The sequence below is a fragment of the Streptomyces sp. NPDC032721 genome (assembly GCF_055579625.1).
The window spans coordinates 365,783-380,800 of sequence record NZ_JBVIMX010000006.1 but is presented as its reverse complement, the minus strand read 5'-3'; the positions used below and the strand labels follow the sequence as shown (position 1 = coordinate 380,800).

General features: G+C 70.8%; 10 protein-coding genes. 2 read left to right on the top strand and 8 right to left on the bottom strand.

Translation table 11 applies throughout. The features are described 5' to 3' along the window. The first annotated feature begins 52 nt into the window (after positions 1-52). Positions 53-1,252, top strand: coding sequence for an SLC13 family permease (locus tag ACZ5PB_RS15855; protein WP_468691457.1), 1,200 nt, complete (start codon positions 53-55; stop codon positions 1,250-1,252). A gap of 13 nt (positions 1,253-1,265) precedes the next feature. Here the strand turns inward: ACZ5PB_RS15855 and ACZ5PB_RS15850 are convergent, their stop codons facing one another. The 6 genes from ACZ5PB_RS15850 to ACZ5PB_RS15825 all read right to left on the bottom strand — a co-directional run bounded on the left by ACZ5PB_RS15850 (position 1,266) and on the right by ACZ5PB_RS15825 (position 11,374). Further along, complete coding sequence (locus tag ACZ5PB_RS15850; protein ID WP_468691455.1) at positions 1,266-2,090, bottom strand: inositol monophosphatase family protein; 825 nt, start codon at positions 2,088-2,090, stop codon at positions 1,266-1,268. Further along, the gene (locus ACZ5PB_RS15845; protein ID WP_468691453.1) at positions 2,083-2,778 is read right to left on the bottom strand and encodes a hypothetical protein; all 696 of its coding nucleotides are present in this window, start codon (positions 2,776-2,778) and stop codon (positions 2,083-2,085) included. Before ACZ5PB_RS15845 ends, ACZ5PB_RS15850 begins: the two co-directional genes overlap by 8 nt. A gap of 4 nt (positions 2,779-2,782) precedes the next feature. Then, positions 2,783-3,736: a hypothetical protein gene (locus tag ACZ5PB_RS15840; RefSeq protein WP_468691451.1), complete on the bottom strand. Its 954-nt coding sequence runs from the start codon at positions 3,734-3,736 to the stop codon at positions 2,783-2,785. Between the two features lie 380 nt (positions 3,737-4,116). Further along, positions 4,117-5,577 carry a glutamate synthase subunit beta gene (locus ACZ5PB_RS15835; RefSeq protein WP_468691450.1) on the bottom strand — a complete coding sequence of 487 codons (1,461 nt, stop codon included), beginning with the start codon at positions 5,575-5,577 and terminating at the stop codon, positions 4,117-4,119. After that, complete coding sequence (gltB, locus tag ACZ5PB_RS15830; protein WP_468691447.1) at positions 5,570-10,138, bottom strand: glutamate synthase large subunit; 4,569 nt, start codon at positions 10,136-10,138, stop codon at positions 5,570-5,572. Before gltB ends, ACZ5PB_RS15835 begins: the two co-directional genes overlap by 8 nt. Before the next feature lie 504 nt (positions 10,139-10,642). Continuing rightward, positions 10,643-11,374 carry a VIT1/CCC1 transporter family protein gene (locus tag ACZ5PB_RS15825; protein WP_468691445.1) on the bottom strand — a complete coding sequence of 244 codons (732 nt, stop codon included), beginning with the start codon at positions 11,372-11,374 and terminating at the stop codon, positions 10,643-10,645. A gap of 268 nt (positions 11,375-11,642) precedes the next feature. Here ACZ5PB_RS15825 and rbsK point away from each other — a divergent pair, with 268 nt between their 5' ends. Beyond that, positions 11,643-12,536, top strand: coding sequence for a ribokinase (rbsK, locus tag ACZ5PB_RS15820; protein ID WP_468691443.1), 894 nt, complete (start codon positions 11,643-11,645; stop codon positions 12,534-12,536). 66 nt (positions 12,537-12,602) lie between these two features. Here rbsK and lgt read toward each other — a convergent pair whose 3' ends face one another. Together lgt and ACZ5PB_RS15810 are read right to left on the bottom strand one after the other, a co-directional pair. Further along, complete coding sequence (gene lgt, locus ACZ5PB_RS15815) at positions 12,603-13,559, bottom strand: prolipoprotein diacylglyceryl transferase (RefSeq protein WP_468691440.1); 957 nt, start codon at positions 13,557-13,559, stop codon at positions 12,603-12,605. Positions 13,560-14,100: 541 nt separating this feature from the next. Next, a complete protein-coding gene (locus tag ACZ5PB_RS15810; RefSeq protein ID WP_468691439.1) occupies positions 14,101-14,973 on the bottom strand; it encodes a DsbA family protein in 873 nt (290 codons plus the stop codon). Positions 14,974-15,018: the final 45 nt, after the last annotated feature.

Below are 15,018 nucleotides of genomic sequence, written 5' to 3'. Positions count from 1 at the left end.
TGAAGAGCATGGTCCCGTTCAGCTTTGGCCAACGCGCCTCTAGCATTGCTCCGTGCCCCTCCTCAGCCGTCTCAGACATCTTCATCCGCTGGACTGGGTGGCCGTCGGGCTGCTCGCGCTCGGGCTGCTCGCCGTGGCGACGGGGCTGCTCCCGACCGGTCCCGCCTCGGACGTGATGGCGCGCATCGTGCCGCTGCTGGCGTTCCTCGGCTCGGTGATCGTGCTCGGTGAGCTCACCGGGAAGGCCGGGGTGTTCGACGTGGTGGCCGCCTGGGTGGCCCGCACCGCGCGCGGGAATTACCTTGCCCTGTTCCTGCTGTGCGTGGCCTTCGCGTCCGTCACCACCATCGCCCTCAACCTGGACACCACGGCGGTCCTGCTGACCCCGGTGATGCTGGCGCTGGCGGCGCGGGTGGGGATCGCGGCGCTGCCGATGGCGATGACCACGGTGTGGCTCGCGAACACCGCCAGCCTCCTGCTCCCCGCCTCCAACCTGACCAACCTGCTGGCCGCCGACCGCATCGCGCTCTCCGCGTCCGGTCTGGCGGCGACCCTGTGGGCGGCCCAGCTGGCGTCGATCGCCGTGACGATGGCCTGCCTGTGGGGCTTCTACTGGCGGCGCGGCAAGCGGGGTGCCGACCGGTACACCCCGCCGACCGCCCCGGTGCCGGCCGACCCGGTGCTGTTCCGGGTGAGCGCGGTGGCCTGCGGCGGGTTCCTGCTGGCCATCCTGGTCGCGGACGTACCGCTGTGGACGGCCTCGGGGGCGGCGGCGCTGGTCGTGGTGGTGGTGTTCGCGCTGCGCCGCCGGGGCGAGCTGAAGTGGTCGCTGGTGCCGTGGCGGCTGCTGGTCCTGGTGCCCGGGATGTTCCTGGTGGTGGAGACCGTCAACTCCAACGGTCTGCACCATCTGCTCACTTCGGCGCTCGGCGCGGACGACGGCCTCGGCGGGATGCTGCGCGCGGCGGGCGTCGGCGCGGGCGTGTCCAACGTACTGAACAACCTTCCGGCGTACGTGGCGGGCGAGGCGGCCATTCCTGGCGGCAACCACCACCAGCTCCTCGGCCTGCTCGTCGGCGTCAACGTCGGCCCCGTGGTCACCCCGTGGGCGTCGCTCGCCACGCTGCTGTGGTTCGAGCGGTGCCGCTGGCACGGTACGGAGATCAGGCTCGGCCGGTTCCTGGGGACGGGCCTGGTGCTGGCGGTGTCGGCGACCCTGGCGGCGACGCTGGCGCTGGCGGCGACCACCTGAAGGCCGGGGCGCGTCAGGGGCCGGCCTTCGCCACTTCCTCCAGCAGCCACGCCAGCGTCCCTCCCCTGGCCGCCACGAAGCTCCGCCCGCTGCCCGGCCCGCTGAACCCGGGGTGGAAGTCGGCACCCTCCGGCGTGCGCAGCTCCACCCCCGCCTCGGCGGCCAGCAGCGCCCCGGCGGGCAGGTCGACGCCCTCCGCCCGGTAGCCGACGAAGCCGTCGATGGCGCCGCGCGCGAGCAGGCTCCAGCCGACCAGCGGCGCCCACAGCTGGAACACCCGCCGGCAGCGCTGTTCGAGCCTGCCGCGCAGGGCCGCCGCCCGGGGGTCCGTGCGGTCGACCCCGTATCCCTGGGTCCAGGCGACGAGGGGGCCCCGCGCGGGCAGTTCGGGGGCGGGTCCCGGCAGGGGTCCGTCAGGGCCGTGGGCGCCCCGGCCGGTGACCGCGTGCCAGGTGGAGCCGCTGGTGGGGTCGTGCACGACGCCGACGACGGGGCGCTCGCCGAGGCAGAGCCCGACGCCGACGACGTACACGCTCAGGCCGATCGCGACGTTGTTGCTGCCGTCCAGCGGGTCGACCAGCCAGGTGCGTTCGCCCTTACCGGCGAGGATCCCGGCCTCCTCGGAGAAGATCCGGTCGGCCGGGAAGTGCTGCTGGAGGTGGCGCAGGACGATCTTCTCGGAGGCCAGGTCGAGGTCGGTGACCACGTCGCCCGTCGTCCCCTTCTCGCGTACGGTCCGCAGGCCGGGGAAGCGGGCGCGCAGCAGCTCGCCCGCCTCCTCGGCGGCGGCGACGGCGACGCGCCGCTCGCTCTCGTACGGGGTCTCCGGCTCACGCATCTGCCATCCTCCCGAGCGCCGTCCGCACCCTCTTGACCGTCTGTCCCTGGTCGCACAGCCGCCGCACCGTCCGGCCGGCCCGCCCGTCCAGCGGCCCCAGCGAGAGGTCCATCCGGCCCGGTCTGGCCAGGCCGAGGACGAGGGTGGCCGTCGGGTGGTGCGGGGTGATGACGGTGGCGTGGAACTCCCCCGCGGGCAGGGTGTAGCTCTCGCCGCCGGAGCTGGTCCGGCGCTCCCCGGGCCTGCTGCGCACCAGGAGGTTGGTGGGGCGGATCTCGTCGATGCCGTGGGGGTCGCTGCGTACCTCGAAGACCCGGTGGGTGGGGTGGGCGCCGCCGCCCGTGGTGCGTACGAGGAGATTGGTGACCTGCCCGTAGAGGACGTGACTGCTCAGGTCCCAGCTGTGGGCGTGCATGGGGGCGGCGTCCGGTTCGGGATCGAGGCCGGTCTCGAAGAGGTGCACGCAGACGCCCCGGTCACCGGCCCGCAGCAGCGGCAGACAGAGGAAGCCGAGCGGATGCCGCACGGCGGGCAACTCCCGTACTCCCGTAGCTATTTGATCCAGGGCGGCGCGGGCGCGCTCCCGGAGCAGGGCGGTCCGCTCCGTCTGCAGGGCCTGGTGGAGCGCGTCGTAGTCGAGTACGCGGTCGGGGGCGGTGCCTCGTGCGTCGTCCGGTACTCGGTCCATGGCCTCACCTCCGGTAGGGGTCCTCCGCGTGCAGCGCTTTCATGGTGATCTCGCCTATGTCGCTGTCGGTGAAGGTGCGCGGGAGCGGCAGCCGCAACTCGTCGAAGAGCGCGCGCACTTCGTCGACGGTGGGTTCGGGCGAGAGCGGCGGAGCCAGTCGCAGATCGAGTTCGGTGGCCTGCTCGCGGCTCTGGTGGAGTTCGGTGACGTAGTAGTCGTACAGCGGTTGTCCGCGTCTCACCAGGAGGTTCATCCGGGACCTGTCGTCCTGGGTGATGACCAGGCAGGTCTCGGAGAGGTCGAAGCGGAGGGTGGAGACCACGGCGGAGAGGTGGACGGCGATCTCCAGGGTGGCGAGCTGCTGGCGGTAGCAGCAGGCGGCCAGGACGGTCGCGTACGCCTCCTTGCGCACCCGGTCCTTGGTCCACTCGGCGGCTTCGGCGGCGTTGTGCTGTCCGGCGAACATCTGCCGGAAGCGGGCGTAGGACGCGCAGGCGTGCTCGTCCCCCGGGTTGACGATGTCTATCTTGATGGTGAGCTGGGAGCGCTGGACCTTGGCGGCGCTGACGCAGCGCGGCAGGGTGACGGCCCTGAGGTAGGTGCCGGTGCCGCCCTTGAAGTACCAGAGGTTGGTGTTCTGCCGGGCGTCGCGCAGCGCCTCGCCCACCTCGGCCCCGATCAGCGAACTGACCATCGCCTGGTCGTCGAGGGCCCGCCGGGTCCCGGCGAGTGCCTCCTGGATGCTGGCGGGCTGGCGCACCCGCTCGACGATCGACCCGATGGCGAGCGCGCCGAGGACGAGCAGCGTCGCGCCGGAGACGACGTCGTCGGTGAGTACGTCGCCGAAGATGTCGAGCAGTCCGATGGTCAGCGCGATCGCGGCCGCGACGACGACGTCGATGTTCTTGAAGGCCCAGGTGACGGCCCTCTCCAGCCTCCTCGCGGGCACCTCTGCCATGAGCACACCTCCCCCGTGCTTACCCGATGGTAGGGAAGGGGGGACGGGGCCGCCAGGGTGCGCGATCGTCGGACACGCGGGGCCGCCCGTGCCGCCGGCCCAGCACGCACCGCATGAGCAGCCGGTCGGCACCGGGTCCGAAGCAGTCCGCCCGGAACCTGCCCCCGTCGAATCCGGCGGAGCGGTGGAGCCCGGGCCGGAGATCGACATGCCGGGGCACAGAGCAAGGGAGCCGGGACGCGCCGCGGCGCCCGCCCCTTGTCCGGTCGGGGACGAGGTGGGGCAGGCGCCGCGTTCAGTTCCGTACGACGCTGTACGGGACATCTGTGGGAGTTGTTCTCAGAACGTGCGGAACAACGTAAGGGCCACCGTACGCCAGGTCACACGGTCAGTGCACGGTCGGTCGGCTTTACGGGGGCCGGGAGCGCGCTGACGCCGGTCAGGTAGCGGTCCACGCCCCGGGCTGCGGAGCGGCCCTCGGCGATGGCCCAGACGATCAGGGACTGGCCGCGGCCCGCGTCACCGGCGACGAAGACGCCGTCGACGTTGGTCGCGTAGTCCTTGTCGCGGGCGATGTTGCCGCGCTCGTCGAGGTCCAGGCCGAACTGCTGGACCAGACCGTTGGCCTGGTCGGTGCCGGTGAAGCCCATGGCGAGGGTGACCAGCTGGGCGGGGATGACGCGCTCGGTGCCCGCCTTCTGCTCCAGCTTGCCGCCCTTGAACTCGACCTCGACGAGGTGCAGCGACTGGACGTTGCCGTCCTCGTCGCCCTCGAAGTGGGTGGTGGAGACGGAGTAGACCCGCTCGCCGCCCTCCTCGTGCGCGGAGGTGACCTTGTAGAGCATGGGGAAGGTCGGCCAGGGCTGGCCCGGGTTCCGCTCCTCGCCCGGCTTGGGCATGATCTCCAGCTGGGTGACGGAGGCGGCGCCCTGGCGGTGGGCGGTGCCCACGCAGTCGGCGCCGGTGTCGCCGCCGCCGATGACGACGACGTGCTTGCCCTCGGCGGTGATGGGGGCCACCGTCAGGTCGCCCTCCTGCACCTTGTTGGCGAGCGGGAGGTACTCCATCGCGAAGTGGATGCCCTTGAGGTCCCGGCCGGGGACCGGCAGGTCGCGGGAGACGGTCGCCCCGGCGGCCACGACCACCGCGTCGTAGCGGCGGCGCAGCTTGGCCGCGTCGATGTCGCGGCCGATCTCCACCTCCGTACGGAACTTGGTGCCCTCGGCGCGCATCTGCTCGATGCGCCGGTTGATGTGCGACTTCTCCATCTTGAACTCGGGGATGCCGTAGCGCAGCAGTCCGCCGATGCGGTCGGCGCGCTCGTACACGGCGACCGTGTGCCCGGCCCGGGTGAGCTGCTGGGCGGCGGCCAGGCCCGCCGGGCCCGAGCCGATCACGGCGACGGTCTTGCCGGACAGCCGCTCCGGGGGCTGCGGGGTGACGTCGCCGCTGTCCCACGCCTTGTCGATGATGGTGACTTCGACGTTCTTGATGGTGACGGCGGGCTGATTGATGCCGAGCACGCACGCCGACTCACAGGGGGCCGGGCACAGCCGCCCGGTGAACTCCGGGAAGTTGTTGGTGGCGTGCAGCCGCTCGGAGGCGGCGGTCCAGTCCTCGCGGTAGGCGTAGTCGTTCCACTCGGGGATGAGGTTCCCGAGCGGGCAGCCGTTGTGGCAGAACGGGATGCCGCAGTCCATGCAGCGGCCGGCCTGCTTGCTGATGATCGGGAGGAGGGACTTGGGAACGTAGACCTCGTTCCAGTCCTTCACACGGTCGGCGACCGGGCGGGTCTGCGCGACTTCGCGCCCGGTGGTCAGAAAGCCCTTGGGGTCAGCCATTGGTCGCCGCCTCCATCATCTTCTCGGTGGTCTCCTGCTCGGAGAGCCCGGCCAGCTCAGCGGCGTCCTTGGCGGCGAGCACTGCCTTGTACGTGGACGGGATGATCCTGCTGAACCGTGCGGCGGCGGCGGGCCAGTCGGCCAGCAGCTTGGCCGCGACGGTCGATCCGGTCTCCTCCTGGTGGCGGCGCACCACGTCGTGCAGCCACTGCTGTTCGGAGGTGGACAGGGACTCGACGGCGTCCAGGTTGCCCGGGTTGACGTTGTCCCGGTCGAGGTCGATGACGTACGCGATGCCGCCGGACATGCCGGCCGCGAAGTTGCGTCCGGTCTCGCCGAGGACGACGGCGTGGCCGCCGGTCATGTACTCGCAGCCGTGGTCGCCCACGCCCTCGGAGACCACGGTGGCACCGGAGTTGCGGACGCAGAAGCGTTCGCCGGTACGGCCCCGGAGGAAGATCTCGCCGCCGGTCGCGCCGTAGCCGATGGTGTTTCCGGCGATGGTCGAGTACTCGGCGAGGTGGTCGGCGCCCCGGTCCGGGCGGACGATGACGCGGCCGCCGGAGAGGCCCTTGCCGACGTAGTCGTTGGCGTCGCCCTCCAGGCGGAGCGTGACACCGCTGGGCACGAAGGCGCCGAAGGACTGGCCGGCCGAGCCGGTGAAGGTGATGTCGATGGTGTCGTCGGGCAGTCCCGCCCCGCCGAACTTCTTGGTCACCTCGTGGCCGAGCATCGTGCCGACGGTGCGGTTGATGTTGCGGATGGCGACCTGGGCGCGGACCGGCCGGGCGTCCTCGGCGCTGTCGGCGGTGAGGGCGTCGGCGGAGAGCTTGATCAGCTCGTTGTCGAGCGCCTTCTCCAGGGCGTGGTCCTGGGTGGCGATCTGGTGGCGGACCGCACCTTCGGGCAGCTCGGGCACGTAGAAGAGCGGCTCCAGGTCGAGGCCCTGCGCCTTCCAGTGGGTGACCGCGCGCTCGGTGTCGAGGAGTTCGGCGTGGCCGACCGCCTCACGAATCGTACGGAAGCCCAGCTCGGCGAGGATCTCGCGGACCTCTTCGGCGATGAAGCGGAAGAAGTTGACGATGTGCTCGGCCTTGCCGGAGAACCGGTCCCGGAGCACCGGGTTCTGGGTGGCGATGCCGACCGGGCAGGTGTCCAGGTGGCAGACGCGCATCATGACGCAGCCGGAGACGACGAGCGGCGCGGTCGCGAAACCGAACTCCTCGGCGCCGAGCAGCGCGGCGATGACGACGTCGCGGCCGGTCTTGAGCTGGCCGTCGGTCTGCACGACGATGCGGTCGCGCAGGCCGTTGAGCAGCAGCGTCTGCTGGGTCTCGGCGAGACCGAGCTCCCAGGGGCCGCCCGCGTGCTTCAGCGACGTCAGCGGGGAAGCACCGGTTCCACCGTCGTGGCCCGAGATCAGCACGACGTCCGCGTGTGCCTTGGAGACACCGGCGGCGACCGTGCCGACACCGACCTCGGAGACCAGCTTCACGTGGATGCGGGCCGCCGGGTTGGCGTTCTTGAGGTCGTGGATCAGCTGAGCCAGGTCCTCGATGGAGTAGATGTCGTGGTGCGGGGGCGGCGAGATCAGGCCGACACCGGGGGTGGAGTGGCGGGTCTTGGCGACCCACGGGTACACCTTGTGTCCGGGCAGCTGGCCGCCCTCGCCGGGCTTGGCACCCTGCGCCATCTTGATCTGGATGTCGTCCGCGTTGACCAGGTACTCGCTGGTCACACCGAAGCGGCCGGAGGCGACCTGCTTGATGGAGGACCTGCGGGCCGGATCGTAGAGCCGCTCCGGGTCCTCGCCGCCCTCACCGGTGTTGGACTTGCCGCCCAGCTGGTTCATGGCGATGGCGAGGGTCTCGTGCGCCTCCTGGGAGATGGAGCCGTACGACATGGCGCCGGTGGAGAAGCGCTTGACGATCTCGTCGACCGACTCGACCTCGTCGAGCGGGATCGGTGCCCGGTCCTGGGACTTGAAGCCGAAGAGGCCGCGCAGCGTCATCAGCCGCTCGGACTGCTCGTTGACCCGGTCCGTGTACTTCTTGAAGGTGTCGTACTGCCCGGTGCGCGTGGCGTGCTGGAGGCGGAAGACCGTCTCCGGGTCGAACAGGTGCGGCTCGCCCTCGCGGCGCCACTGGTACTCGCCGCCGATCTCCAGGCGGCGGTGCGAGGCGGCGATGCCGGAGGCCGGGTAGCCCTTGGCGTGCCGGGCGGCGACCTCCTTGGCGATGACGTCCAGACCGGCGCCGCCGATCTTGGTCGCCGTACCGTTGAAGTACGTGGCGACGAAGGCCTCGTCGAGGCCGACGGCCTCGAAGACCTGGGCGCCCCGGTAGGAGGCGACGGTGGAGATGCCCATCTTGGACATGACCTTCAGGACGCCCTTGCCCAGCGCGTGGATCAGGTTGCGGATGGCCTGCTCGGGGTCGTCCGTCTCGATGAAGGTGCCGGCCCGGACCAGGTCCTCGACCGATTCCATCGCGAGGTACGGGTTGACGGCCGCGGCCCCGTAACCGATGAGCAGCGCGACGTGGTGCACCTCGCGGACGTCACCGGCCTCGACCAGCAGGCCCACCTGGGTGCGCTGCTTGGTGGCGATGAGGTGGTGGTGCACGGCGGAGGTGAGCAGCAGCGAGGGGATCGGCGCGTGCTCGGCGTCGGAGTGCCGGTCGGAGAGCACGATCAGCCGGGCGCCGGCCTCGATCGCGGCGTCGGCCTCGGCGCGGATCTCCTCGATCCGGGCGGCCAGCGCGTCGCCGCCGCCGGAGACCCGGTAGAGGCCGGAGAGCGTCGCCGCCTTCATGCCGGGCATGTCGCCGTCGGCGTTGATGTGGATGAGCTTGGCGAGCTCGTCGTTGTCGATCACCGGGAAGGGCAGGGTGACCGAGCGGCAGGCGGCCGCGGTCGGCTCCAGGATGTTGCCCTGCGGGCCCAGCGAGGAGCGCAGCGAGGTGACCAGCTCTTCGCGGATGGCGTCCAGCGGCGGGTTGGTGACCTGAGCGAACAGCTGGGTGAAGTAGTCGAAGAGGAGCCGGGGACGCTCGGAGAGCGCGGCGATCGGCGAGTCGGTGCCCATCGAGCCGAGCGGCTCGCCGCCGGTGCGCGCCATCGGCGCGAGGATGACGCGGAGCTCTTCCTCGGTGTAGCCGAAGGTCTGCTGGCGGCGGGTGACCGATGCGTGGGTGTGCACGATGTGCTCGCGCTCGGGGAGGTCCTCCAGCTCGATCTCGCCGGTCTCCAGCCACTGCTGGTACGGGTTCTCCGCGGCCAGGCCCGCCTTGATCTCGTCGTCCTCGACGATGCGGTGCTCGGCGGTGTCGACCAGGAACATCTTGCCGGGCTGGAGGCGGCCCTTGCGGATCACCTTGGCGGGGTCGATGTCCAGGACGCCGACCTCGGAGGAGAGCACGACGAGGCCGTCGTCGGTGACCCAGTAGCGGCCGGGGCGCAGTCCGTTGCGGTCGAGGACCGCGCCGACCTGGACGCCGTCGGTGAAGGTGACACAGGCCGGGCCGTCCCAGGGCTCCATCATCGTGGAGTGGTACTGGTAGAAGGCGCGGCGGGCCGGGTCCATGGAGTCGTGGTTCTCCCACGCCTCGGGGACCATCATCAGCACCGAGTGCGGCAGCGAGCGCCCGCCCAGGTGCAGGAGTTCCAGCACCTCGTCGAAGGACGCGGAGTCGGAGGCGTCCGGCGTGCAGACGGGGAAGATCCGGTCCAGCTTCTCCGGACCGAAGAGCTCGGAGGCGAGCTGGGACTCGCGGGCCTTCATCCAGTTCCGGTTGCCCTTGACGGTGTTGATCTCACCGTTGTGCGCGACGAAGCGGTACGGGTGGGCCAGCGGCCAGGACGGGAAGGTGTTCGTCGAGAACCGGGAGTGCACGAGTGCGACGGCGGTGGCGAGCCGCCGGTCGGACAGGTCCGGGAAGAACGGCTCCAACTGCCCGGTGGTGAGCATGCCCTTGTAGACCAGGGTGCGCGCGGAGAGCGACGGGAAGTAGACACCGGCCTCGCGCTCGGCGCGCTTGCGCAGGACGAAGGCCTTGCGGTCCAGCGCGATGCCGGTGCTGGCGCCGTCGGCGACGAAGAGCTGCCGGAAGGCGGGCATCGTGGCGCGTGCGCCGTTGCCCAGCAGGCCCGGGGTGACGGGGACCTCGCGCCAGCCGAGGACGGTGAGGCCCTCTTCAGCGGCGAGCGTCTCGATCCGTGAGACGGCTTCGGTGCCCGCGCTCTCGTCGGCGGGCAGGAAGGCGATGCCGACGGCGTAGGCCCCGGCCTCGGGAAGTTCGAATTCCGCGACCTCGCGGAAGAAGGCGTCCGGGACCTGGAGCAGGATGCCGGCGCCGTCGCCGGAGTCGGGCTCGGAGCCGGTGGCGCCGCGGTGTTCCAGGTTGCGCAGTACCGTCAGGGCCTGCTCGACCATGTCATGGCTGGCCACACCGGTGAGGGTGGCCACAAAGCCGACGCCGCAGGCGTCGTGCTCGTTACGGGGGTCGTACATCCCCTGCTGGGCGGGGCGACCGTCCATGGGCGACCAGGCGTGGGTACGCATCGGCACTCCCGTCGTCGTCGTGGCATATGCAAAATACCGAGGGACGACATTGGCCCTCCGCGAAATTTCGTGCAGGTTACATGATGGCTGGCTTCTCAGGAAGCGGAATATCCATTCCACCATGCGGACACCCCGTGCATGTGGATGGATGCAGCGCGGTAGGTGTGGTGCTGCGGCGGACAGATCGATATCCGCCGGTCCGCAGCGGCGCAAGCATCGTTGCCTGCGGCGCTTACGGCTCATGCCCTGTCGTCAACTAGACGAAACCGATGAGTAACGGCTACTTATGCGACACCTTGCATATAGCCACATCCTACGGCGAGTGTGCCGGATCCGCGCCGGGGCGTACGTCACACCCTTCGGGGGCCCGAGGTCTCGGCCGCGCCGGCCCTTCGAAGGGCTTCAAACGACCTTTGGCGCGGCCTGGAAGGCCGCGCCAAAGGGGGTGTAAGCCGGGGTACCGGCCGGGCTGTCTGCCGAGGTATCAGCAGGTATCGGCAGGTGTCAGCCGGCGATCGTGCCGAACACCGTGCCGAGACCGTAGGTGAGGGCCGCGGCTGCGCCACCCAGGGCCAGCTGGCGCAGCCCGCTGAACCACCACGAACGCGCGGTCACCTTCGCGACCACCGCACCGCAGGCGAACAGTCCGGCCAGCGCGAACAGCACGGCGGGCCACAGCGCGGAGGCCCCGAGCAGGTACGGCAGCAACGGCAGCAGCGCGCCCAGTGCGAACGCCCCGAACGACGAGACGGCGGCCACCAGCGGCGACGGCAGGTCGTCGGGGTCGATCCCGAGCTCCTCGCGCGCATGGATCTCCAGCGCCTGCTCGGGGTCGCGCGAAAGCTGCTCGGCGACCTCCCTGGCGAGGTGCGGGTCGACGCCCCGGGACTCGTAGAGCGCCGCGAGCTCCTTCATCTCGTCCTGCGGGTGCTTCTTCAACTCGCGCCGCTCGACGTCGAGTTCGGCCTCGACCAGCTCCCGCTGGGAGGCCACGGAGGTGTACTCCCCCGCCGCCATCGAGAAGGCACCGGCGGCCAGCCCCGCCAGTCCGGTGATGACGATGGTCTGCTGGGACACCGCGCCACCGGCCACACCGGTCATCAGGGCCAGGTTCGACACCAGGCCGTCCATCGCCCCGAACACGGCCGGCCGGAGCCAACCGCCGTTGACGTCACGGTGGGTGTGGTTGTCGCGGTGCGCCTCGTGGAGCGTCGCCTCGGTCTCGATGATGGCCATAACAGAAATCCCCGCACCCCTCGTACAAACCAGCGGCCGGGGAATGCCCCGACACCCCCGAAAGTACGCACGATTCGAAGCCTGCGCTAGCAAGGAAGGCCGTACTTACCTGATCAGAACGCCTGTTGACCAAGTAATCAAAGCCTCACCTTCCTTTCCTCCTAGGCTCCCCAGCCACCTCCCGACGGCCCCTCCGGCCACCTGCCCGACCGGGTGACTCCGGCGTTCGTACGGGTCGTCACGGGGCGCCCAGTGGCACAGATCCCCCATGGAACCGATCCCCCTCACCGTCATCGGCAGCACCAACATGGATCTCGTCGCGTACGCCGCCAAGGCCCCGGCGAGCGGCGAGACCGTCACCGGCCGGGCCTTCCGCACCGTTCCGGGCGGCAAGGGCGCCAACCAGGCCGTCGCCGCGGCCCGCGCGGGCGGTGCCGTGACGATGATCGGCGCGGTCGGCACGGACGAATTCGGCCCCCGGCTGCGCAGGGCGCTCGAACACTCCGACGTCGGCACCGATTTCCTGCGCACCTCCGAGGGCCCCTCCGGCACCGCGCACATCGTCGTGGACGACAACGGCGGCAACTCCATCGTCGTCATCCCCGGCGCGAACGGCACCGTCACCGCGCTGACCCCCGGCGACGAGGCCGCCATCAAGGGCTCGTACGCCCTGCTCCTCCAGCTCGAACTGCCGGTGACCGCCGTCACGGCGAGCGCGCTCGCCGCCCACCGGCACGGCGTACGGACGATCCTCACCCCGGCGCCCGCCGCCGCCATGCCGCCGGAACTCCTCGCCGTCACCGACCTGTTGGTGCCCAACGAGCACGAGGCCGCCGCCCTCACCGGCCTGCACGACCCCCTGCTCGCCGCCCGCACCCTCCTCGACCAGGTCCCGGAGGTCGTCGTCACCCTGGGCGCGGCGGGCTCCGCCTACGTCTGCCGGAGCGCCCCGGACCCGGTGTTCGTCCCTGCGGTACCGGCGGAGCCGGTGGACACCACGGCGGCAGGGGACACCTTCGTGGGAGCCCTGGCCGTGGCCCTGGGCGAGGGCAAGCCGATGCCGGAGGCGCTGCGGTGGGCGTCGGTCGCCGCCGCACTGTCGGTCCAGCGGCCCGGGGCGTCGACGTCGATGCCCTACCGCCAGGAAATCGACGCCCCCTGACGGAACACAACGGAACACAAAGGGGAGGACCGCGAACGCGGCCCTCCCCTCACACCCACCAAGAACTCAGCCCTTCTTGGCATCGTCCTTCTTGACCGCGTCCTTCGTGGCCGCGTCCTTCTTGGCATCGTCCGACGCGACGCCGTCCTTCTTCGTCAGATCCGCCTTCCCGGAAGCCTTACCGCTCCCGGACGCCCCGGCATCTCCCTCTCCGTCCCTCTCCGGCTCCACGATCTCCTCGCGGCCGGGGCGCAGTCGCGCGGACAGCACCAGGTAGATGACGGCCAGGATGAACCCGAAGATCGCGGTCCACACGTTGAGGCGCAGGCCCAGGATGTGGTGGGCGTCGTCGACGCGCAGGTACTCGACCCAGCCGCGCCCGACGCAGTACAGCGCGACGTACAGCCCGAAGACCCGGCCGTGGCCGAGCTTGAAGCGGCGGTCGGCCCAGATGAGGACGGCGGCGACACCGAGGCACCACAGCGACTCGTAGAGGAAGGTCGGGTGGTAGAGCCCCGGCTCGTCGCCCTTGGTGATCTTCAGCGCCCAGGGGAGGTCGGTGGCCCGCCCGTACAGCTCCTGGTTGAACCAGTTGCCCCAGCGGCCGATGGCCTGGGCGATGACGAGCGCGGGGGCCATGGCATCGGCCCAGGCCGGCAGCGGAATGCCACGCCGCCGACACCCGATCCAGGCACCGACGGCGCCGAGGGCGACGGCACCCCAGATGCCGAGGCCGCCTTCCCAGATCTTGAAGGCGTCGACCCAGTTCTTGCCTTCGCTGAAGTAGAGCTGGTAGTCGGTGATGACGTGGTAGAGCCGTCCGCCGACGAGGCCGAAGGGCACTGCCCAGACGGCGATGTCGGCGACCGTTCCCGGCTTACCGCCGCGGGCGATCCAACGCTTGTTGCCGTACCAGACGGCTACGAAGACGCCGATGATGATGCAGAGCGCGTAGCCGCGCAGCGGGAGGGGTCCGAGATGGATCTCGCCGGCTGCCGGGCTGGGGATGTAGGCAAGGTTCATGGCGGGGTCGACGCTACCTTGCCGGGCCACACGGGTGACAACCCACCCGACAACGTCTCCGTAACAAGCCCCCCCCCCGCAAATGTCTCGCGCCTGCGGCGGGCGATGCCCCTCCCCACCCCTTCACCTAAACCGCTCCGCGGGGCCAGGGGTTCGGACCTGCGGGCCGGTGGTGGGTTGCTCGCGCAGTTCCCCGCGCCCCCAAAAACAACCACTCGTGCCCAACTACGAGTACTCAGGGGCGCGGGGAACTGCGCGACCAGCCACGAACAACCCGCACTGTGACCACCGACCGTGGCCGGGCCCGCCACCTCCCCACCCACCCACCCACTCGCCCGCACGGGCCGGGGCCTGGGGCAGCGCCCCAGTTTCGGGAAGGGGCGGGGAGGGGAAAGGCCCCGCGCAGCGGACCCCCACCCCACGTACCGCCCACGCCCGAGGCAGCGCCCCCACGCGGCGGCAGCCGCAAATGTCCCTGCCGGGAAGGGGCGGGGGAAGAAGGGCCCGCGGCGGAACCCGCCCCGGTGCCGCCGCCGGGCGGCTAGTGGCCCGGCCCCCCGGCCCCGCCCCCGACCGGCGCACCCGCCCCCGGCGCCACCGGTTCCTTCGTCCCCAGCCGCTTCCCCTTGTTCGCCTCGTCCACCCACTTCATCAGGTTCGCCGGCGAGATCTGCTCACTCCCCTTCTGCGGGAAGATCGACTCCCCGTTCAGCAGCACCGTCGGCGTCGCCTTGTACTCCGACCCGTCGAAGGCCTTCTGCACCTTGGTGACCCACCCCCCGTACGTCTCCTTCTCCACGCACGCGTCGAACGTCTTCCCCCGCAGCTGCGGCACCTTCCCCGCCAGCTCCAGCAAGTGGCTCTTCTTGCCGAAGGCGTCGTCCTTCTCCTGAGGCTGGTTCTGGAAGAGGACGTCGTGGTACGCGTGGAACTTGCCCGCATCCTGCGCGCAACCCAGCGCGTTCGCCGCGTACTTGGAGCCGTTGCCCGGCATGGCGTTGTCGATGAAGGACACCAGGTGGTACTCCGCCCGGATCTTGCCCTCCTGCTCCAGCTTGTTGACGGTGGCGCGCATCGTCTGCTCGAACGCCCCGCACGCCGGGCAGCGCATGTCCTCGTAGACCGTCAGCAGCGACGGGGCGTCCGTCCTGCCCACCGGGATGGCGACCTTGCCCTCCCCGACGGCCCCGGCGGGCGTCGCCACCGGACCGGCGTCCGAGGCCTTGTCGCCCTTGTCCTTGTCGCCGCTGTTCGCGGCGACCACGCCGGCCACCGCGGCGAGGCCGAGGACACCGACCACCGCCGAGGCGACGATCAGCATGCGCCGTCGTTTGTCGCGCGACTTCTGTGCTTCGCGCTCCTGGATGAGCCGCTCTCGCGCGGTTCGCTTGCCTTCAGTGTTCTTCTCGCTCACACCCGCAGCAACGAACCGGGGCGGCACCGATGTGCCACCCCGGCC

What these genes read in the sequence shown, in the direction of transcription:
- ACZ5PB_RS15850 (WP_468691455.1), bottom strand. Translation starts at nt 2,090, where the DNA reads ATGCGTGAGCCGGAGACCCCGTACGAGAGCGAGCGGCGCGTCGCCGTC.
- ACZ5PB_RS15845 (WP_468691453.1), bottom strand. Translation starts at nt 2,778, where the DNA reads ATGGACCGAGTACCGGACGACGCACGAGGCACCGCCCCCGACCGCGTA.
- ACZ5PB_RS15840 (WP_468691451.1), bottom strand. Translation starts at nt 3,736, where the DNA reads ATGGCAGAGGTGCCCGCGAGGAGGCTGGAGAGGGCCGTCACCTGGGCC.
- ACZ5PB_RS15835 (WP_468691450.1), bottom strand. Translation starts at nt 5,577, where the DNA reads ATGGCTGACCCCAAGGGCTTTCTGACCACCGGGCGCGAAGTCGCGCAG.
- rbsK (WP_468691443.1), top strand. Translation starts at nt 11,643, where the DNA reads ATGGAACCGATCCCCCTCACCGTCATCGGCAGCACCAACATGGATCTC.
- gltB (WP_468691447.1), bottom strand. Translation starts at nt 10,138, where the DNA reads ATGCGTACCCACGCCTGGTCGCCCATGGACGGTCGCCCCGCCCAGCAG.
- lgt (WP_468691440.1), bottom strand. Translation starts at nt 13,559, where the DNA reads ATGAACCTTGCCTACATCCCCAGCCCGGCAGCCGGCGAGATCCATCTC.
- ACZ5PB_RS15825 (WP_468691445.1), bottom strand. Translation starts at nt 11,374, where the DNA reads ATGGCCATCATCGAGACCGAGGCGACGCTCCACGAGGCGCACCGCGAC.